We start from the raw sequence: 19,375 nt of genomic DNA, 5'->3' as shown, positions 1-19,375 counted from the left end.
TGGAGTTTGTGCCGCTGCCGGACGAGCGGCTGCTGGCGGCGCTGCCGGTCGGGCATCGCTTCGAAGGTCGGTTGGCGTTGCCGTTGGCGGACCTGGCCGGCGAGGCCTTCGTGTCGGCGGTGCACCGGGAGCGGGGCGGGCTGGCGCGGCGGGTGACGGATCTGTGCCTGGCGCGGGGCTTTGTGCCGCGGATGGCGCCGGTGATCTCCCGCAAGACGTCGATGCTGACGCTGGTGGGGGCGGGCTTCGGGGTGGCGGTGATCCCGGCGGGGATGGCCGGGCTGGCGGGGCAGGGCGTGCGGCTGGTGCCGCTGGTGGATGATGATGCGACAGCGGCGGCGGCGATCCTGCTGCCGCACCAGCCGTCACCGCTGGCGGCGCGGTTTGCCGAGATCTGCCGGGCGGCGTGGGCCGCCGACGAGCCGCGCTCCCCTGATGCGGGGAATCTGTAGGTCGGACTTTAGTCCGACATCCGGTGTCGCATTTGGAGCGTGCGGTGTCGGACTGAAGTCCGACCTACAGGTTGGGGCCGGGATGGCTGCGTCTTTGTAGGTTCATGCGTGCCGTTGTAGGTCGGACTTTAGTCCGACATCTGGTGCCGCATTTGGAGCGTGCGGTGTCGGACTGAAGTCCGACCTACAGGTTGAGCGGGGACGGCTGCGTTGGGGCGGCGGCAGGGGCTACAAAAGCGGTCAGCTCCCCCGCAGCCACTTGCGGCTGCTTTGGGTTTCCAGCAGATCCCGCGGGGTGGCGAGGCCTTGCACGCCGGCACCGGCCAGGGCGACCTGATGCAGTTGCGCCACGGCGCAGGCTTCGAGGAGGGCGCTGCGCTGGTCGAGGCGTTCGATGCCGAAGGCGGCGAGCCAGATGTCCATGCGGGCGAGGCCGGCGCTGCGCTCGGGGTAGAGGCTGGGCATCAGCACCATCAGGTCGATCCAGTCGAGCTCGGGCACGCTGCCCAGGTGTTGTTCGAGCGCCCGTTCGATGATGCCCTGGTTGAACGGTGCGTTGAAGACCACCACCGGCGCGCGGGCGATGAACTTGAGCAGGGCGACGAGGGCTTCGGCCGGGGCGTTGCCGAGCTGGGCGTAGAAGGCGTCGCCCGGGCGTAGCAGGCCCTGGTTGATCGCCACCGCACCGACGCCCGAGAGGCGTTGCCCGCCGCTGCCGTCGGCGGCAACCTCGGCGTTGACGATGACGTAGCGGGTTTCGTAGTGGGCGCGGGTGAGCTCGGGGGCGGGCAGGGCCGCCACGGCGTCGAGCTCGCCCTGCAGGGCGGGGCTGACGGCCGGGCCACCGCCGGGCAGGAATCGGGAGAGCCAGTTCATGGTCAGATTTGGTAGTCCAGCTTGAGTCGGAGTTGGATCTTGCGGGCCTGGCGGAAGGCTTCCTTGAGGATGCGCCGGTCGAGCTCGTTGAGGTCGTCGGGCTTGACGCGGTTGTCGCCGGGGGCGCCGTGGTCGGTGTCGAGGTGCTGGTGGCGCAGGCGCAGGAGCTGGATGAAGTGGAAGCCGTCGGCCATCGCGGAGAGCTCTTCGGCGGGCATGCCGATCCGGCTGCCGCCCTGACGCAGGCGCTGGGCGGTGCTGGTGGCGTCGACGCCGGTGCGCAGCGCGAGCACGCGGGCGGCGTCGACGAACAGACGGGCGCCGAACTTTTTAAGGTCGATGGTGCCGGGGTGCTTCGGGTCGTCGTCGGTGACGAAGTCGCGGATCTTGCCGAGCGGCGGCGCCACATCGAGCGCGTTGGTGGCCATCGCCTTGAGGAAGGACGGGTGGCCGCCGGTCATGGAGAGCAGCCAGTGGCGCAGCTTGTGGGCGACCTTCTCGTCGCCGTAGAGCACCCGGAAATCAAAGAAGATGGTGGCGTTGAGGAGGGCTTCGGGGTGGGGTTCGCGGATCCACTGGCCGAACTTCTCGCGCCATTCGTCGAAGGTGAGGCACAGCTCGGGGTTGCTGGCCATGATGTTGCCCTCGCACAGCGGGAAGCCGCAGGCGGCGAGGTCGTTGTTCACGTCTTTGGCGAACTCGAGCAGGCGCAGCTTGAGGGGCTCCTTGTCGGCCCATTCGGGCAGCACGTAGATGATCCCGTTGTCCTGGTCGGTGGAGAGGGTCTGCTCGTGGCGGCCTTCGGAGCCGAAGGCGAGCCAGGCGTATTCGACGCCGTGCAGGTCGTGGCGGTCGAGGTTGAGCTCGAGGATGCGGCGGGTGAGGGCGTCGTTGAGGGCCGAGATGAACTGGGTGAGCTGCTCGGCGCCGATGCCCTGGGCGAGCAGGTTGAGGGCCAGCTGGCGGATGTCGCGGCTGGCGCGCTGCAGGGCCTGCACGTCGGCGGCGCTCTCGATGCCGGCGCGGATCTGGCGCAGGCCGATGCGCTGCAGGGCGAAGAGGTCGCGCTCGGAGATCACGCCCTTGAGCTTGTCTTCGGCATCCACCACCAGGATGTGGCGCACGCCGTGGGTGGCCATCTCGAGGGCGGCGTCGTAGGCGCTGGCGTTGGCGTGGAGGGTGTGGGGCGGCGTGGTCATCACGTCGGCGATGGGCCGGGTGAGGTCGAAGCCGGTGAGCACGATGCGCTTGAGGATGTCGCTCTGGGTGAGCACGCCGACGGGCTTCTCGTCTTCGCCGGCCACGGCCAGACAGCCGACGCCGGCCGCGGCCATTTTTTCAAGCGCGCCGCGGGTGGCCACATCGGGGCTGACGAAGATCGGTGCCTTCTTGACCAGGTTGGCGAGCGACGTGGTCATCGTCTGCTGTTCGGCGGCGCGCTGGGAGAACTGGGCCTGGAGCTGCTCTCGCGACTGGCTCATCAGGCTGGCGATGTAGCGGGTGCAGAAGATCTGGAAGCTGGGCGAGAGCTCCTGGAGGCGCAGGAAATCGGCGGCCGGGAGCTGGAAGCAGTAGCTGTCCTCGACGGCGATGTAGCTGTTGGTGGAGCGGCGCTCGGCGGAGATGGCGCCGATCGGGAAGCCTTCGCCGGGGCCCAGGGTGAGGGTGGCGTATTCGGTGACGGCGACGCCGCCCATCTGGCGCGCCTGCACCTTGCCGCGATAGACGATGTAGAAGAAGCGCGGCGGGCCGTCTTCGGGCATCAGGATTTCGGATTCCGCCGGGTAGAAGGCGGTGGCCAGCCGTTCACCGAGAAAGCGCAGGGCTTCCGCCTCCATCCGGTCGAAGGGCGCGTGGCGGCGCAGGAACTCCAGGTTGGTTCGGATCAGGGTGTCGGCGGCGGTGTTTTCCATGGGCTCTGCGCGGCGTCGGGTAAAGCTTGCAAATTTACTCTGCCAATGCCCGAGCGTCATGATCTGGCGCAAAAAAATGCGTCCTCGGCGCGGGGTGGCGCGGGGTGGTGTGACATCTGCCGCAGTTAGAATCGGGGAATCACTTTTTCAGGAATCGCCATGAGCGCCAATCTTCTGCCCGCCGTCGAGATCACCACCGCCCCGACGCCCACCCACGCCGTCATCTGGATGCACGGGCTGGGGGCCGACGGCCATGATTTCGAGCCGGTGGTCGATGAACTCGACATCGACCGCCTGCCGCCGACGCGCTTCGTGTTTCCCCACGCGCCCCAGCGGCCGGTGACGATCAACGGCGGCTATATCATGCGGGCCTGGTACGACATCCTGTCGCAGGATTTCAGCGGCCGGCGCGAGGATGCGGCCGGCGTGATCGAATCCGCCGCGCAGGTCGAGGCGCTGATCGCCCGCGAGAACGCCCGCGGGATTCCCGACAGCCGCATCGTGCTGGCGGGCTTCTCGCAAGGCGGGGCAATCGCGCTGCACACCGGCCTGCGCCACGCCAGCCGGCTGGCCGGCGTGCTGGCGCTGTCCACCTACCTGCCGCTGGCCGACACCCTGGCGGGCGAGGCCGGCGAGGCCAACCGCGACGTGCCCATCTTCATGGCCCACGGCGTGGCCGATCCGGTGATCCCCCACGACTTTGCGCGGCGTTCGGCCGACCAGCTCACCGCCGCCGGCTATCCGCTGGCCTGGAAGACCTACCGCATGGAGCACAGCCTGTGCCTGGAGGAAGTGCGCGACATCGAGGACTGGCTGGCCACCGTGCTTGCGGCCTGAGGCTTATGCGGGGCGGCGCTTGAGCAGGTTGTTGCCGATGAACGAGAGCACCGTCTCGCCGCGCTGGTTGACCGCGGTGTAGCGCATGCGGGCAATGCCCCGGTCTGGCTTGGACGACGACGGGCGCACCTCGAGCACCTCGACCACGCTGTGCAGGGTGTCGCCCGGGCGCACCGGCGCCAGCCAGCGCAGCTCGTCGAGGCCCGGCGAGCCGATGCTCGACTGGGCAAAGATGCCGTTCTGGATGAACAGCCGGAAGCACACCGCGATGGTGTGGAAGCCGCTGGCGATGAGCCCGCCGTAGGGCGAATCCGCGGCGGCGTTGGCGTCGAGATGAAAGGACTGCGGGTCGTACTGGAAGGCGAAGTCGATGATGGCCGCTTCGGTGAAGGTGAAGCCGCCGCTCACGAAGCGGTCGCCAGGGGTGAGGTCGTCGAGGTAGCGGGTGTCCATGGGCTGTCTCCGGTGGTGTGGGTGTTGTAGGCCGGATGGTAACGCGACCGCCCCTCAGCCGGTCGCCAGCAGGTTCTCCTCGCACACCGCCAGCCAGGCCTGGGCGGCCCGGGACATGTAGCCGCCGGGCTTCCAGATCACCGCCACGTGCCAGTCGAGCCGGGGTTCGGCCAGGGGGCGGGCGACGAGCTCGGCGCCCAGGTTGAGGCGAGCCAGCAGCGGGCCGGGGATCAGGGTGGTGCCGAGCCCGGCGGCGGCCAGGGCCACCAGAAAATCCCACTGCCCGCTCTGGGCCGCGATGCAGGCCTCGAAGCCCGACGCGGCCGTCACCTCGCGCACCCGGCGGGTCAGCGAGAAATCGTCGCCGGGCAGGAGCAGCGGCGCATCCTTCAGGGCGGCCAGCGCCACCCGCTGTTCGGCGGCCCAGGCCGATGTCCGCGGGCCCACCGCAAAGAGCGGGTAGTGCCCCACGCTGCGGGTCTCCAGCCCGAGGCCCGGCTCGGTGGGGAGGAGGGTGGCGCCGACTTCCAGTTCGCCCGTCGCCACCAGCTGCTCGATCCGCTGCCCGCCCACTTCGCGCAGGTGCAGCGCGACCGCCGGATGGCGCGCCCGGAAGGCCTTCACCATCGGCGGGAAGAGCAGGTTCACCATCGGCGGAATCCCCACCGTCAGCTCGCCCCGGACCAGCTCGGCCAGATCGGCGACTTCCTGCGTCAGGTTGCGCATCACCCCCAGGGCCTCCTGCCCGCGCTCCAGCACCACCCGGCCCACGTCGGTGAGGTGGAGCTGGCGGCCGTCGCGGATCAGCAGCGGCTGGCCGATCTCGTCTTCGAGCTGGCGGATCATCTTGCTCACGGTTGATTGGGTGACGTTGAGGCGCTCGGCGGCGGCGGTGAAGCTCTGCTGGCGGACGGTCTCGACGAAGTAGCGGAGGGCGCGCAGGTCCATTTTTTGTATGAAAAAAGCGACTGGATGGAAGTAGTTTAAGTCATAACATGACTGATGCTGGGCCCCTATACTCCGCCGCGATCCCGTCCGAACGAGGCGGGGCCCCCCGAAAATCGAGGACCGGAGAAAACAGCAATGCCCATGGACCGTATTCGCCTTGCCCGCCTGCGGGATCGCATCATGTCACCGGAGGCCGCCGCCGCGCTGTTCGCCGACGGGATGACCGTCGGGATGAGCGGCTTCACCCGCGCCGGCGACTGCAAGGCGGTGCCCTTTGCGCTGGCCGAGCGCGCCGCCAACGAGCACCTTCAGATCACCCTGATGACCGGCGCGTCCCTGGGCAACGACATCGACAAGGTGCTGACCGACGCCAACGTGATCAGCCGCCGCATCCCGTTCCAGTCCGACCCGACCCTGCGCCGCAAGATCAACGCCGGCGAGGTGATGTTCATCGACCAGCACTTGTCTGAAACCGTCGAGCAGCTGCGCTCCGGCCAGATCGCGCCGGTGGACATCGCGGTGGTCGAGGCGACTGCCATCACCGAAAACGGCGGCATCGTGCCGACCACCTCGGTGGGCAACTCGGCCAGCTTTGCGGTGCTGGCCAAGAAGATCATCGTCGAGATCAACCTGACGATGCCCCACGGCCTCGAAGGGCTGCACGACATCTACATCCCCACCTACCGCCCGCACCGCCTGCCGATTCCGCTGATCTCGCCGGAGCAGCGCATCGGCCTGCCGTTCATTCCGGTGGACCCGGAGAAGATCGTCGCCATCGTCATCACCGAGAAGGCCGACAGCCCGTCCAACGTGCTGCCGCCGGATGACGACACCCGCGCCATCGCCGGCCACCTCAACAGCTTCCTGGCCCACGAGGTCAAGGCCGGTCGCCTGTCGCCCAGCCTCCAGCCCCTGCAGGCCGGCATCGGCACCATCGCCAACGCGGTGCTCCACGGCATGCTGGATTCGCCCTTCCGGGATCTGAAGATGTATTCCGAGGTGCTGCAGGATTCCACCGTCGAGCTGCTGGACGACGGCCGCCTCTCCTTTGCGTCGGCCTCGTCGATCACCCTCTCGAAGCACACCTACGAGCGCGTGCTGGGCAACATCGAGCACTACAAGTCGCGCCTGGTGCTGCGCCCGCAGGAGATCAGCAACCACCCGGAGGTGATCCGCCGGCTCGGCCTCATCACCATCAACACCGCGCTGGAGTGCGATATCTACGGCAACGTGAACTCCACCCACGTGGGCGGCACGCACATGATGAACGGCATCGGCGGCTCGGGCGACTTCGCCCGCAATGCCCACCTGTCGGTGTTCGTCACCAAGTCCATCGCCAAGGGCGGGGCGATCTCCAGCATCGTGCCGATGGTGCCCCACGTGGATCACACCGAGCACGACACCGACATCATCGTCACCGAGCACGGCCTGGCCGACCTGCGTGGCCTTGCTCCCCGCGAGCGCGCCCACCAGATCATCGACCACTGCACCGATCCGCTCTACCGGGACATGCTGCGGGATTACTACCAGCGCGCCTGCCGCCGCGGCGGCCACACCCCGCAGCTGCTGCGCGAGGCCTTCGCCTGGCACCTGCGCGCCGAAGAGACCGGCTCGATGCTCGAAAGCAAGCCCGAAGCCGTCTGCGAACCGGCCTGAGCCCCAAGACCGGCCAAGCCGGCGACCCTCAACCCCAGACCTGCCGGTGCGTGCGCAGGCCGCGCACCGGCGGCTCCCCTTCGAAAGTGCCCTTCGATCCGGAGTCGTGCCTTACTGCCTGCGTCTCCCTGAAAGCCACCCGCGTTCCGCTACTCCTCCCGGCGGAACGCGGTGCTGGTTTGCACGCTTCTTTCTGCAGCACCCTTGATCTGATTCCGACTCCCGGGACGCAGGCCTGAGCTTTGGCCGCAAGCTGATCCGCTCGTCGTTCCGGGCTCACCCCTCTGCGCGCCCACTTCAACGCTCTTGCCGCAAGGCCTTGAGCCGCGACCCTAAGGCAAGCTGCGTTGCCCGCAAGGCTTGGCGCATTGCACCTTCAAGTTATCTGCCTTGCGCGCAAAGCCTGTTGCCTTGGCCGTACGGCTTTCTGCTCGACGCCCAGGGCCCGCAGCGTTGCGATCGAGGCTTTTTGCTTCGGTCGCAAGGCTTTGAAGCTCGTCCCCCAAAGCAAAAAGCCTTGCGGGCAAGGCTTTTTGCAATGACGGCAGTGTCGGACTGAAGTCCGACCTACAAAAAAACTGCGGGTTTGCAGGGCGAAGCCCCGCCGATCGCCCCACGGCCGGCTGGTCAGCCGGCGATGCGCACCTCGGCGGGGCCGCTGTGGATGAGGCCGATCACCGCCGCGTCGGCAAAGCCGCCGGCGCGGAAGGTCTCCAGCACGGTGTCGGCGCTGGCGGCGTCGCAGGCCACCAGCAGGCCGCCGCTGGTCTGGGCGTCGGCCAGCACGCTGCGCTGCCACTCGGCCACGCCCTCGTCAAAGCGCACCGCGTCGCCGCAGCTGGCCAGGTTGCGGGCGATGGCGCCGGGGCCGATGCCCTGTTTCGCAAAAGGCACCGCGGCCGGCATCACCGGCACGTCGGACGCCTGCACCGTGGCGCCCAGATTGGCGCCGCGACACACCTCCAGCAGATGCCCGAGCAGGCCAAAGCCGGTGACATCGGTGAGCGCATGCACGCCGGGCAGCTTCGCCAGCGCCGGGCCCACGGTGTTGAGCTTGGTGGTGGTGGCGATCATCTGGGCGTAGCCGTCGGCGTCCAGCACGCCCTTTTTCATGGCCGAGCCGAGGATGCCCACGCCCAGCGGCTTGCCGAGGATCAGCACGTCGCCCTCCTTGGCGTCGGCGTTGCGCTTGATGATGTCCGGGTGGGCGATGCCCAGCGCCACGAGGCCGTAGATCGGCTCGGGCGAGTCGATGCTGTGGCCGCCCGCCACCGGGATGCCGGCCTGGGCGCACACGCTGGCGCCGCCTTCGAGGATGCGGCCGATGGCCTCCAGCGGCAGTTTGTTCACCGGCATGCCGACGATGGCCAGGGCCATGATCGGCGTGCCGCCCATCGCATACACGTCGGACAGGGCGTTGGTGGCGGCGATGCGGCCGAAGTCGAAGGGGTCGTCGACGATCGGCATGAAGAAGTCGGTGGTGGCGATCAGCGCCTGCTCGTCGTTGAGGCGCCACACGGCGGCGTCGTCGGCGGTCTCGGTGCCCACCATCAGGTTGGCGAAGGGCTGCGCCGCAGGCATGTGGGCGAGCATCTCGGAGAGCACGGCGGGGGCGATCTTACAGCCGCATCCGCCGCCGTGAGACAATTCGGTCAGTCGCAGGGGCGCTTCAGTCATGGCGTTTTTTGGTTCCAGTTGATTCATCAGGTTCATTCTTTCCGTGTCTTCCCAGCCAGATTATCTTTCCGCCGGCCTCGACCGGCTCGACAGCTTCGATTCGATCGTCGATGTGCGATCGCCGGCCGAGTTCGCCGAGGATCATATCCCCGGTGCGATCAACTGTCCGGTGCTCGACGACGAGGAGCGGGCGCGGGTGGGCACGCTGTACAAGCAGGTGTCGCCCTTCGAGGCCCGCAAGCTGGGTGCGGCGCTGGTGTCGCGCAACATCGCGCGCGCCATCGAGACGCATTTTCTCAGCAAGCCGAAGGGCTGGAAACCGCTGATCTATTGCTGGCGCGGCGGCCAGCGCAGCGGGGCGATGACCATCGTGCTGCGTCAGGTGGGCTGGGCGGCCCAGCGGCTCGAAGGCGGCTACAAGGTTTTCCGCCAGCGGGTGCTCGACGACCTCGAAACCCTGCCGGCAGGCCTGGCCTTCCGGGTGCTGTGCGGGCCCACCGGCAGCGCCAAGACGGCGCTGCTGGGGGCACTGGCCGAAGCGGGCGAGCAGGTGCTGGATCTGGAAGGCCTGGCCAGCCACCGGGGGTCGGTGCTCGGCGGCGAGGCGAGCACGCCCCAGCCGGGGCAGAAGGCCTTCGAGACGCGCCTGTGGTCGGTGCTGCGCGGGGTCGATCCGGCGCGGCCGGTGTGGACCGAGTCCGAGAGCCGGCGCATCGGTCGCCTGCATGTGCCCGGGGCGCTGTTCGAGCGCCTGCGGGACGGCGACTGCGTGCGCGTCGATGCGCCGATGGAAGCCCGCGTCGCCCATCTGCTCGAGCGTTACACCGACCTGATCGCCGATCCGGCCGATTTCTGCGCCAAGCTCGACCGGCTGGTGGTGCAGCACGGCCACGAGCAGGTGGCGGCCTGGAAGGCGCTGGTCGAGGCGAAGGCCTGGCCGCAGCTGGCCGAGGAGCTGGTCGTGCGGCATTACGATCCGGCCTACCGTCGGGGCGGCGAAGGGCTGTACCGGCGCCTGGCCGAGGGGCAGACGCTGGCCGTGCCGAGCCTGGATGCCGCCACGCTGGCCGAGGTGGCCCGGGGGCTCGCCGGGCGCTGAGCGCCCTCAGGCGTGTTCCGGTTTTTCGATCTCGGCGGCGGTGTCGGCGATGGCGGCCTTCAGGCCGGCAGCCAGGGTCAGGGCTTCGGGCTGGCCATCGCGGGCAGCGTGCTCGGTCTGGCGGGCGAGCTCGGCGAGGCGTGAGGCCATGATGTTGGCGGCCGAGCTCTTGAGAGCGTGGGCCACCTCGACGATCCGGCGCAGATCGCCGGCGGCGATGGCTTCGTCCAGCCCGGCCTGCCGCTCGGCGGCGGTGCCGGCAAAAATCCCCAGCAGGCGTTCGACGAACTCGGGCCGCCCCGGATAACGGGCGGCAAGGGCGGTGCGGTCGATCATCGGATCGTGCGCCTGGGCCGGCGGCTTGCCGACGTGGCGGAGGAGGGTCTCCACGAGGATGTCCAGATCGAGGGGTTTGGCGATGTGGGCGACCATGCCGGCCTCGAGGCATCTGGCGCGCTCCTCGGCCAGGGCGTGGGCGGTCTGGCCGATCACCGGCAGGCCCGGCGCCAGCTCGGCGATCCGGCGGGTCGCTTCGTAGCCGTCCATCTCGGGCATCTGGATGTCCATCAGCACCACCTGGAAGGCATTGGCGCCGTGGCGGGCAACGGCGTCCACCGCCTGGCGGCCGTTTTCCACCATGGTCAGGACGGCGCCTTCGGAGAGCAGCATGTCCTCGAGCACCATCTGGTTGACCTCGTTGTCCTCGGCGGCGAGCACGCGGATGCCGGCGAGGCGCTCGGGCTGCGGAGCGTTGTCGGCGGCGGGCGGCGCGGGCAGGGCCGGGCGCGGGGCGGGGATGTAGGGCACGCGGACCTCGAACACGCTCCCGTGGCCTTCGGTGCTGGTGGCGCTGATGGTGCCGCCCAGGAGATCGACGATGCGCTTGGTGATCGCCAGCCCCAGCCCGGTGCCGCCAAAGCGTCGGGTGGTGGAGCTGTCGGCCTGCTCGAAGGCGTTGAAGAGCTGGGCGAGCTGGGCCTCGGCGATGCCGATGCCGGTGTCGGCGATGCGGAACACCAGGCTGTCGCCATCAAGGGCGGCGCTGAGCGACACCTCACCCTTCTCGGTGAACTTGAGGCCGTTGGAGAGCAGGTTGGTGAGGATCTGGCCCAGGCGCAGGGGATCGGCAAGGCAGCTTTCGGGCAGGTCGGGCGCCCGCACGAGGCGCAGGGCAAGGCCGCGGCTTTCGGCCCGTTCGTCGAAGGCGGTGGTGATGGTCTCGAGCAGGGCCGGCAGGTCAACGGGCACGGCTTCGATGTGGAGCTTGCCGGCCTCGATCTTCGAGAAGTCGAGGATGTCATTGACCACGCCCAGCAGCAGCTTGCCCGAATCGAGGATGTGGGCGAAGGCGCTGCGTTGCCGGGGGTCGGTGCTGTCGCGGTAGCCGATGTGGGCGAAGCCGAGGATGCCGTTGAGCGGGGTGCGGATCTCGTGGCTCATGTTGGCGAGGAACTCGCTCTTCACCCGGGCCAGCCGCTCGGCGGCGAGGCGGGCCTGCTCGCGTTCCTCTTCGAGGGCGCGCCGTTCGGTCGCGTCCATGAAGCTGACCACCGCGCCGACGATGCGGCCGTCGCGGACCATCGGGTGGGTGGAGTAGATCACCGGCACAGGGTGGCCGTCGGCGTGCCAGTAAACCTCGTCGGTGATGGTCATCCCCTCGCCGTGCTGGAGGGTCTGGTTGGTGGGGCAGTTGCAGGTGGGGTAGGGGCTGCCGTCCGGGTGGCTGTGGTGGATCAGCGCGTGGATGTGGGTGCCGATGACGGCTTCCTGGTCGAGCCCGAGCATCCGGCAGGCCGACGGGTTGATGAAGGTGACGCGACCGTGGTTGTCGACGCCATACACGCCGTCGGCGGTGGATTCGAGGATCAGCCGCAGGTTGGCTTCGGAGCTGGAGAGCTGCGCGGCGCGTTCGGCAACCAGCCTTTCGAGGTGCTGCTGGTGCTGCTGGAGCTCGTCTTCCAGCGCCCGGCGGCCGGTGACGTCGCGGCACACGCCGAAGACCCTGTCGATCCGGCCGTCGTCATCGAACACCGCGCTGGCCCAGTCGGCCACCCAGATGTAGCTGCCGTCACGCTTGCGCAGGCGGTATTCGACGGCGTAGTCGGGGGTGTCGGGGGTGAGGCCGGCGAGGGCGTTGGCGATGCCCTCCTGATCTTCGGGGTGGACCAGGGCGAGGTAGTGCTGGCCCGTGCCTTCGGTGTCGAGGCCCCAGGCGCGGGGGACGTCGCCGCTGCGATGCACGCGGTCGGTGGACGGCACGTATTCGTAGGCGCCCATGTTGGCGGCGTGGAGCGCCAGCCGCATGCGCTTCTCGCCGGCTTCCTGGGCGGCTGCCGAGAGGGCGCTGGCGATGCCGATGGCGGCGGTGTGGGTGGCCACGTCCACGATCTTTTCGGCCGCAGCGACGTCGATGCCGGCTTCGGTGTTGAGGACGGCGAAGGTGCCCAGCAGGCGCCCGCCGGCGTCGAGGATCGGGGTGGACCAGATGGCCTGCAGCCCGGCGTCGAGGGCGGCCGCGTGGAGCGCCGACCAGCGCGCATCGGTGCGGATGTCGTCGAGGAGCACGGCGTCGTGGAGGAAGCTGGCGCTGGTGCCGGCGTTCCGGTTGAGGCCGATGGGCAGGCCATCCACGGCACGGTTGAAGGTGTCGGGCAGGCTGGGGGCGGCGCCGTGGCGCAGGGTGCCGGTGCTGGCGTCGAAGAGCAGGACAGTGCAGCGCAGGCCGCCGGCCTGGGCTTCGACGCCGCGCACCAGTTCGTCGAGCACGCGGGGCAGCGGGGCGCTGCTGGCGATCATCTCGAGGACATGGTTCTGGGCCGCCTGCAGGCCCGTGGCCCGCCGGCTTTCGGCCACGTCGTGGGCCACGCAGAGGTAGCCGGACGCGCCGTTGCGGCCGCTGGCGAGGGGGGTGACGACCTGGGAAACCTGGATCGGGCTGCCGTTCTTGCGGCGGTAGGATCGTTCGGTGCGTCCGCCGCGGGCCTGGCGGGCCAGGGGGGCTTCCGTCGGCGAGGTGTCGGGGTCGGCGGGGGGCGGGTCGGACTGGAGCTCGTCGAGGCGGCACTTGCCGACGACTTCATGGGCCGGGTAGCCGAGGAGGTTCTCTGCGCCCTGGTTGAACAGGGTGATCAGGCCCCGGTGGTCGGTGGCGATGATCGCCACCTCCGAGGCGGCGTCGAGCACGCCACCCAGCAGCCGGTTGGTGCTCGCCAGCCGGCGGTAGAACAGGCTGACCGACAGCAGGGCGAGGGCGACCAGCACTGCCGCAGCAAGGGCGCGCCATTGCCAGGCTTCCAGCACGCTGGCCCGGGAGATGCCGACGACCACGTAGAGTGGAAAGTGCTCCAGGCGCTGGAAGCTCAAGATGCGCTGCACGCCGTCGTACTGGCCGGTGCTCTGCACCGAGCCCGAGACGGCGCCGGCTGCGATCTGCCGGTGGGCCGGGTGGTCGGGGTCGATCTTGTTGATGATGCCGGGGCTGTAGGGGTGGCGGGTGACGATCTTGCTGGAATCCACGCGCCGGATGGCGGCTGCGCCTTCGGGGCCGAGCTGGGCGTCGGCCAGCAGGCGCTCGAAGTAGGCGAGATCGAGGGGCGTGCTGACCACGCCGAGGAAGCGCCCCTGGGCGTCGCGGATGCCCCGCAGCAGCACGATGGCGTTGCGGTTGGTGGTGCGCGAGACGACCACGTCCGAGATGACCAGCCCGCTCGCCGGGTTGTCGCGGGCAGCCTGGAAATGGGCGCGGTCGGCCACGTTGACCGGCCGGCCGGCGGCGGCGCTGTCGGTGGTGAGGATCTGCTCGCCCGCCGCGTTGAAGACGCGCACGCTGTTGAGCTGGGGGATGCGCGAGAGGTAGAGGCGCAGGCGGCGGGATTCTTCGCGCCAGGCAGCGTCGAGGGCGGCGCGGTCGGCCATGTGGGGCGCGACGACGGTGGCCGTCTCGGCCAGTAGCATGTCGGCCGTGTTGAGGGTGGTGTCGAGGGCGAAGGCGTTGACCCGGGCGATGCCGCTGGCGGTGGCTTCGGCCTTGGTGAACGCGTCGTGGTAGCTGGACCAGGAGAGGTAGGCGAGGACAAGGGCGGTGGTCAGCAGGGCGGCGAGCTGGCCCCAGTACGCCAGCCGCAGGGCGCGCTTCTCGATCTGACGGAAATCTCCCACCGCACCCTCTCCTCCAGCCGGGCGTGCCGGTGGATCGCCGAACCTGCTCAAAATTGCGTCCGAGGGGATCGAACCCCGTCGGACGCCCTGGGGCGATTATCGGCTGCCGTGGCGAAAGCTTGACGCTCCGCCGGGCTGTGTCACAGCACCTCGGCGGCGTGGTCGGCCAGCCGGGAGCGCTCGCCCCGCTGCAGGGTGATGTGGCCCGAGTGCGGCCAGCCCTTGAAGCGATCCACCACGTAGGTGAGGCCGGACGAGCCCTCGGTGAGGTAGGGCGTGTCGATCTGCGCGATGTTGCCCAGGCACACCACCTTGGTGCCGGGGCCGGCGCGGGTGATGAGCGTCTTCATCTGCTTGGGGGTGAGGTTCTGGGCTTCGTCGATGATGAGGAACTTGTTGATGAAGGTGCGCCCGCGCATGAAGTTGAGGGACTTGATCTTGATGCGGCTGCGGATCAGGTCCCGCGTGGCGGCGCGGCCCCATTCGCCGCCCTCGCCGGTGGTGCCGTTGAGCACGTCGAGGTTGTCTTCGAGCGCGCCCATCCACGGGGCCATCTTTTCTTCCTCGGTGCCCGGCAGGAAGCCGATGTCCTCGCCCACCGGCACGGTGACGCGGGTCATGATGATCTCGGAGTAGCGCTTGGTCTCGAGCACCTGGGTGAGGCTGGCAGCCAGCGTGAGCAGCGTCTTGCCGGTGCCGGCCTGGCCGAGGAGGGTGACGAAGTCGATCTCCGGGTTCATCAGCAGGTTGAGGGCGAAGTTCTGCTCTCGGTTGCGCGCCGTGATGCCCCACACGTTGTTCTTCTGGTGGGAATAATCCACCAGCGTCTCGAGGGTGACGGCCCGCCCGGCTTTCTCCTTGACCCACGCCTGCAGGGGCTGCTCGCCCTCCTGGTAGACGAACTCGTTGATGAGCAGGTCGGCGGTGTCGGGGCCCTTGAGCTTGTAGTAGGTGTGGCTGTCCTGCTTCCAGGATTCGATGTCCTTGCCGTTGGTTTCCCAGAAGGCGGCATCGATCTCCTTGGTGCCGGTGTACAGCAGGTCGGTGTCTTCGAGGACCTTGTCGTTGAAGTAATCCTGCGCGGCCAGGCCCAGGGCGCGGGCCTTGATGCGCATGTTGATGTCCTTCGACACCAGGATCACCGGGCGCTTCCGGTCGAACTTCTCGTAGAGGTACATCACCACCGCGAGGATCTGGTTGTCGCCTTTGGCGGTGGGCAACGCGGCGGGCAGCTTGATGTCGATGGCCTCGGTCTGGAGGAACAGCCGGCCGCTGGCCAGCTCGGACGACGGCCCGACGAGGCTGATCCCGGACTCGATGCCGTCCGGGCAGGTGCCGACGATCTCGTCGAGGGATCGGCTGGCCTGGCGGGCGTTGCGGGCGACTTCCGACATGCCCTTCTTGTTGGAGTCGAGCTCCTCCAGCGTCATCATCGGCACGAAGATGTCGTGCTCTTCGAAGCGGTAGAGGCTGGTGGGGTCGTGCATCAGCACGTTGGTGTCGAGGACGAACAGCTTGGTGGCGGGGGCTTTGGACTTCGCGGGGCGTCGGGTGGCCATGGTGGTCTCGTCTTCCGGGGCTGTCTGTCGGGGGCGGGGGAGCTTACAGGGTCTTGATGTAGTCCAGCACTTCCTGGGCGTGGCCGGGCACCTTCACGCCGCGCCATTCGCGCCGCAGCACGCCATCGGCGTCGATCACGAAGGTGCTGCGCTCGATGCCGCGCACCTGCTTGCCGTACATGTTCTTCATCTTCATCACGCCAAAGAGCGTGCAGGCGGTCTCGTCCGGGTCGGAGACCAGGGCGAAGGGCAGCGCCTGCTTGGCGCGGAAGTTGTCGTGGGATTTGATGCTGTCGCGGGAGATGCCCAGCACGACCGTATTGGCGGCGACGAATTCGTCGTGCAGGTCGCGAAAGTTCTGGCTTTCGGTGGTGCAGCCGGGGGTGCTGTCCTTCGGGTAGAAGTAGAGCACCACTTTGCTGCCCTTGAGGGACGACAGGCTGAAGTCGGGGTTGCCGGTGGCGGGAAGGCTGAAGTCGGGCGCTGCCTGGTCGAGCATGATGTCTCCGGATTCGGTTGGGTGCGCCGCCAGCCTAATCCGAAAAGCGCCGGGCTGACAATCGGCCCGGCGTGAAGATTGCCCGTCAGGCCGGGTCGAAGAGCAGCGCCGCGGCCACGTTGCGGTGCTCGGCCACCAGGATGTTGTAGGTCCGGCAGGCGGAGCCCAGGTCCATCACCTCCAGCCCGATGCGGGCGTCGATGAGGGCCTTCATCAGCTTGGGGGCCGGGAAGCGCTGGCGCATGCCGGTGCCGAGGATCACGATCTCGCAGCCCAGCCCGGCCAGGTGGGCAAAGGCGGCTTCGTCGAGGGTTTCGAAGCTGCCGGGGTGCCAGCCGGTGTCGAGGCGTTCGGGCATGACGATGAGGTTCGATTCGTGGCGCTCGGGCCCGATCATCACGTGGCGCGCGTCGTAACGGGCGATGGTGTAGTACTGGTCGCTCTTGTCGAGGTGGAGTTTCATGGTTTTTATGGGTCCAGGGACGGGGGCTGATTTGCCCGGTCAGGGTGGCTTGGGTAACATTATAGCTTTGCGTCGTTCCGCACTCATGTGCCGACCACGCGTGGAACAATGAGTCGCCAAGCCAAATTGCGTGTCGCCACCGAGCCCGCGCCCACTCTCCAGGAAACGGAAACCGCCGTGCAACCAATCCGCAAGTCCGACAAACTCGCCAACGTCTGCTACGACATCCGCGGCCCCGTGCTGCAGAAGGCGAAGAAGATGGAGGACGAGGGTCACAAGATCATCAAGCTGAACATCGGCAATCTGGCCGCCTTCGGCTTCGATTCGCCGGAAGAAATCCAGCTCGACATGATCCGCAACCTGCCCAACGCGGCCGGCTACTCGGATTCGAAGGGGATCTTCGCGGCCCGCAAGGCGATCATGCATTACACCCAGCAGAAGCACATCAAGGGTGTGACGCTGGAAGACATCTACGTGGGCAACGGCGTGTCCGAACTCATCGTGATGGCCATGAACGCGCTGCTCAACACCGGCGACGAAGTGCTGGTGCCGGCGCCGGATTACCCGCTGTGGACCGCCGCGGTGAGCCTCTCCGGTGGCACGCCGCGCCATTACATCTGCGACGAGGCCAACGACTGGCAGCCTGATCTGGACGACATCCGGGCCAAGATCACCCCGCGCACCCGCGCCATCGTCATCATCAACCCGAACAACCCGACCGGTGCCGTCTACCCCGACGAAACGCTCAAGGCCATCGTGTCGATCGCCCGCGAGCACGGCCTGATCATCTACGCCGACGAGGTCTACGACAAGGTGCTGTACGAGGGCATCACGCACACCTCCATCGGCTCGCTGTCCGAAGATGTCCTCACCGTCACCTTCAACGGCCTGTCCAAGAACTACCGTTCCTGCGGCTACCGCGCCGGCTGGATGGTGGTCTCCGGCGACAAGCGCCCGGCGGCCGACTACATCGAAGGCCTCAACATGCTGGCCTCGATGCGCCTGTGCGCCAACGTGCCCGGCCAGTACGCGATCCAGACGGCCCTCGGCGGCTACCAGAGCATCGACGACCTCGTCGCGCCCGGCGGCCGCATGCGTCGCCAGCGCGATCTCGCCCACGAGCTGATCACCGCGATCCCCGGCGTCACCTGCGTCAAGCCCAAGGCCACGCTGTACATGTTCCCGAAGCTCGACCCCAAGATGTACCCCATCGAGGACGACCAGCAGTTCATCGCCGAGCTGCTCGAGGCCGAGCGCGTGCTGCTGGTGCAGGGCACCGGCTTCAACTGGCCGAGCCCCGACCACTTCCGGCTGGTCTTCCTTCCCCACGAGGACGACCTGCGTGACGCCATCGGCCGTATCGCCCGCTTCCTGGCGAGCTACCGCAAGCGGCACGGCACCTGACATCCCGGCCGGCTGCAGTCTGCGCCGGCCGTTTTTTCATCCTTCACCCTAACTCTTCACTCCACCAGAACCATGAAACCCATCAATGTTGGCCTCCTGGGCATCGGCACCGTCGGCGGTGGCACCTTCACCGTCCTCAAGCGCAACGAAGAAGAAATCACCCGCCGCGCCGGCCGGCCGATCCGCATCACCACCGTGGCCGACAAGAACCTGGAGCTGGCGAAGAAGGTTGCCGGTGACGGTGTCAAGCTGACCGACGACGCCTTCTCGGTCGTCACCGATCCCGAGATCGACATCGTCGTCGAGCTCATCGGCGGCTACGGTATCGCCAAGGAACTCGTGCTCAAGGCCATCGAGAACGGCAAGCACGTGGTCACCGCCAACAAGGCGCTGCTGGCCGTGCATGGCAACGAGATTTTCGCCGCCGCCCAGAAGAAGGGCGTGATGGTGGCCTTCGAGGCCGCTGTGGCCGGCGGCATCCCCATCATCAAGGCGCTGCGTGAAGGCCTCTCCGCCAACCGCATCCAGTGGCTGGCCGGCATCATCAACGGCACCACCAACTTCATCCTGTCCGAAATGCGCGACAAGGGCCTGTCCTTCGCCGAAGTCCTCGCCGAAGCCCAGCGCCTGGGTTACGCCGAAGCCGACCCGACCTTCGACATCGAAGGCGTCGATGCTGCCCACAAGGCCACCCTGATGGCGTCGATCGCCTTCGGCGTGCCGGTGCAGTTCGACAAGGCCTACGTGGAAGGCATCAGCAAGCTCGACGGAGTGGACATCAAGTACGCCGAGCAACTGGGCTACCGCATCAAGCTGTTGGGCATCGCCCGCCGTCGTGATTCCGGCATCGAGCTGCGCGTGCACCCCACGCTGATCCCCGAAAAGCGCCTGATCGCCAACGTGGAAGGCGCGATGAACGCCGTGCTGGTGCAGGGCGACGCCGTCGGCGCCACGCTGTACTACGGCAAGGGTGCCGGCGCCGAGCCGACCGCCTCCGCCGTGATCGCCGATCTGGTGGACGTCACCCGCCTGCACACCGCCGACCCCGAGCACCGCGTGCCGCATCTGGCCTTCCAGCCGGACCAGATCACCGAGCTGCCGGTGCTGCCGATCGACGAAGTCGAGACCAGCTACTACCTGCGCCTGCGCGTGCTCGACAAGCCGGGCGTGCTGGCCGACATCACCCGCATCCTGGCCGACCAGTCGATCTCCATCGACGCCATGCTGCAGCGTGAGCCGGAAGAGGGCGAATCCCAGACCGACATCATCATCCTGACCCACCTGACCATCGAGAAGAACATGGTCGCGGCGATCGCCAAGATCGAGGGCCTGGATTCGGTGACCGGCAAGGTGACCCGCCTGCGCCTCGAGAACCTGTAAT

General features: G+C 68.1%; 15 protein-coding genes. 6 read left to right on the top strand and 9 right to left on the bottom strand.

The window, feature by feature from the left end; all coding sequences use genetic code 11:
• A partial coding sequence (locus QQK25_RS16135) for a LysR family substrate-binding domain-containing protein (RefSeq protein ID WP_284188849.1) occupies positions 1-452 on the top strand: 452 nt, incomplete at its 5' end.
• Between the two features lie 240 nt (positions 453-692).
• Here the strand turns inward: QQK25_RS16135 and QQK25_RS16130 are convergent.
• Positions 693-1,328: a 3'-5' exonuclease gene (locus tag QQK25_RS16130; RefSeq protein ID WP_284188848.1), complete on the bottom strand. Its 636-nt coding sequence runs from the start codon at positions 1,326-1,328 to the stop codon at positions 693-695.
• Positions 1,329-1,330: 2 nt separating this feature from the next.
• Positions 1,331-3,241: a DUF294 nucleotidyltransferase-like domain-containing protein gene (locus QQK25_RS16125; RefSeq protein WP_284188847.1), complete on the bottom strand. Its 1,911-nt coding sequence runs from the start codon at positions 3,239-3,241 to the stop codon at positions 1,331-1,333.
• 159 nt (positions 3,242-3,400) lie between these two features.
• Between QQK25_RS16125 and QQK25_RS16120 the strand changes: the two genes are divergently transcribed.
• Positions 3,401-4,078: an alpha/beta hydrolase gene (locus tag QQK25_RS16120; protein ID WP_284188846.1), complete on the top strand. Its 678-nt coding sequence runs from the start codon at positions 3,401-3,403 to the stop codon at positions 4,076-4,078.
• Between the two features lie 3 nt (positions 4,079-4,081).
• Here the strand turns inward: QQK25_RS16120 and QQK25_RS16115 are convergent, their stop codons facing one another.
• Positions 4,082-4,531, bottom strand: a complete 450-nt coding sequence (locus QQK25_RS16115) for a MaoC family dehydratase (protein ID WP_284188845.1) — start codon at positions 4,529-4,531, stop codon at positions 4,082-4,084.
• Positions 4,532-4,585: 54 nt separating this feature from the next.
• Complete coding sequence (locus QQK25_RS16110; RefSeq protein ID WP_284188844.1) at positions 4,586-5,479, bottom strand: LysR substrate-binding domain-containing protein; 894 nt, start codon at positions 5,477-5,479, stop codon at positions 4,586-4,588.
• Positions 5,480-5,620: 141 nt separating this feature from the next.
• Here QQK25_RS16110 and scpC point away from each other — a divergent pair, with 141 nt between their 5' ends.
• Positions 5,621-7,135 (top strand): succinyl-CoA:acetate CoA-transferase ScpC, encoded by a 1,515-nt coding sequence (gene scpC, locus QQK25_RS16105; protein ID WP_306664089.1) that lies wholly within the window; start codon positions 5,621-5,623, stop codon positions 7,133-7,135.
• Positions 7,136-7,762: 627 nt separating this feature from the next.
• On the opposite strand, the gene selD is transcribed toward scpC, so the two are convergent.
• Positions 7,763-8,812: a selenide, water dikinase SelD gene (gene selD, locus QQK25_RS16100; protein ID WP_284188842.1), complete on the bottom strand. Its 1,050-nt coding sequence runs from the start codon at positions 8,810-8,812 to the stop codon at positions 7,763-7,765.
• A 43-nt stretch (positions 8,813-8,855) separates the two neighbouring features.
• Between selD and mnmH the strand changes: the two genes are divergently transcribed.
• The gene (mnmH, locus tag QQK25_RS16095) at positions 8,856-9,911 is read left to right on the top strand and encodes a tRNA 2-selenouridine(34) synthase MnmH (protein ID WP_284188841.1); all 1,056 of its coding nucleotides are present in this window, start codon (positions 8,856-8,858) and stop codon (positions 9,909-9,911) included.
• A gap of 6 nt (positions 9,912-9,917) precedes the next feature.
• Here mnmH and QQK25_RS16090 read toward each other — a convergent pair whose 3' ends face one another.
• The 4 genes from QQK25_RS16090 to QQK25_RS16075 all read right to left on the bottom strand — a co-directional run bounded on the left by QQK25_RS16090 (position 9,918) and on the right by QQK25_RS16075 (position 16,590).
• Positions 9,918-14,069 (bottom strand): PAS domain S-box protein, encoded by a 4,152-nt coding sequence (locus tag QQK25_RS16090; RefSeq protein WP_284188840.1) that lies wholly within the window; start codon positions 14,067-14,069, stop codon positions 9,918-9,920.
• 140 nt (positions 14,070-14,209) lie between these two features.
• Positions 14,210-15,628, bottom strand: coding sequence for a PhoH family protein (locus tag QQK25_RS16085; protein WP_284188839.1), 1,419 nt, complete (start codon positions 15,626-15,628; stop codon positions 14,210-14,212).
• A gap of 43 nt (positions 15,629-15,671) precedes the next feature.
• A complete protein-coding gene (locus QQK25_RS16080; protein WP_284188838.1) occupies positions 15,672-16,127 on the bottom strand; it encodes a peroxiredoxin in 456 nt (151 codons plus the stop codon).
• Between the two features lie 85 nt (positions 16,128-16,212).
• Positions 16,213-16,590, bottom strand: coding sequence for an Mth938-like domain-containing protein (locus QQK25_RS16075; protein ID WP_284188837.1), 378 nt, complete (start codon positions 16,588-16,590; stop codon positions 16,213-16,215).
• A 108-nt stretch (positions 16,591-16,698) separates the two neighbouring features.
• Between QQK25_RS16075 and QQK25_RS16070 the strand changes: the two genes are divergently transcribed.
• Together QQK25_RS16070 and QQK25_RS16065 are read left to right on the top strand one after the other, a co-directional pair.
• Positions 16,699-17,994 carry a pyridoxal phosphate-dependent aminotransferase gene (locus QQK25_RS16070; RefSeq protein WP_438696476.1) on the top strand — a complete coding sequence of 432 codons (1,296 nt, stop codon included), beginning with the start codon at positions 16,699-16,701 and terminating at the stop codon, positions 17,992-17,994.
• A 72-nt stretch (positions 17,995-18,066) separates the two neighbouring features.
• Entirely contained in the window at positions 18,067-19,374 is a 1,308-nt protein-coding gene (locus tag QQK25_RS16065) for a homoserine dehydrogenase (RefSeq protein WP_153160409.1), read from the top strand.
• The last annotated feature ends 1 nt before the right edge of the window (position 19,375 follow it).

Origin of the sequence: Zoogloea oryzae (assembly GCF_030161255.1) — a bacterium.
GTDB lineage: Bacteria > Pseudomonadota > Gammaproteobacteria > Burkholderiales > Rhodocyclaceae > Zoogloea > Zoogloea oryzae.
The sequence above is the reverse complement of the archived record's forward strand: the minus strand, read 5'-3'. Positions and strand labels throughout refer to the sequence as shown.

Coding starts and splice junctions, on each gene's coding strand:
- QQK25_RS16130 (WP_284188848.1), bottom strand. CDS start 1,328: ATGAACTGGCTCTCCCGATTCCTGCCCGGCGGTGGCCCGGCCGTCAGC.
- QQK25_RS16125 (WP_284188847.1), bottom strand. CDS start 3,241: ATGGAAAACACCGCCGCCGACACCCTGATCCGAACCAACCTGGAGTTC.
- QQK25_RS16120 (WP_284188846.1), top strand. CDS start 3,401: ATGAGCGCCAATCTTCTGCCCGCCGTCGAGATCACCACCGCCCCGACG.
- QQK25_RS16115 (WP_284188845.1), bottom strand. CDS start 4,531: ATGGACACCCGCTACCTCGACGACCTCACCCCTGGCGACCGCTTCGTG.
- QQK25_RS16110 (WP_284188844.1), bottom strand. CDS start 5,479: ATGGACCTGCGCGCCCTCCGCTACTTCGTCGAGACCGTCCGCCAGCAG.
- scpC (WP_306664089.1), top strand. CDS start 5,621: ATGGACCGTATTCGCCTTGCCCGCCTGCGGGATCGCATCATGTCACCG.
- selD (WP_284188842.1), bottom strand. CDS start 8,812: ATGACTGAAGCGCCCCTGCGACTGACCGAATTGTCTCACGGCGGCGGA.
- QQK25_RS16085 (WP_284188839.1), bottom strand. CDS start 15,628: ATGGCCACCCGACGCCCCGCGAAGTCCAAAGCCCCCGCCACCAAGCTG.
- QQK25_RS16080 (WP_284188838.1), bottom strand. CDS start 16,127: ATGCTCGACCAGGCAGCGCCCGACTTCAGCCTTCCCGCCACCGGCAAC.
- QQK25_RS16075 (WP_284188837.1), bottom strand. CDS start 16,590: ATGAAACTCCACCTCGACAAGAGCGACCAGTACTACACCATCGCCCGT.
- QQK25_RS16070 (WP_438696476.1), top strand. CDS start 16,699: ATGAGTCGCCAAGCCAAATTGCGTGTCGCCACCGAGCCCGCGCCCACT.
- QQK25_RS16065 (WP_153160409.1), top strand. CDS start 18,067: ATGAAACCCATCAATGTTGGCCTCCTGGGCATCGGCACCGTCGGCGGT.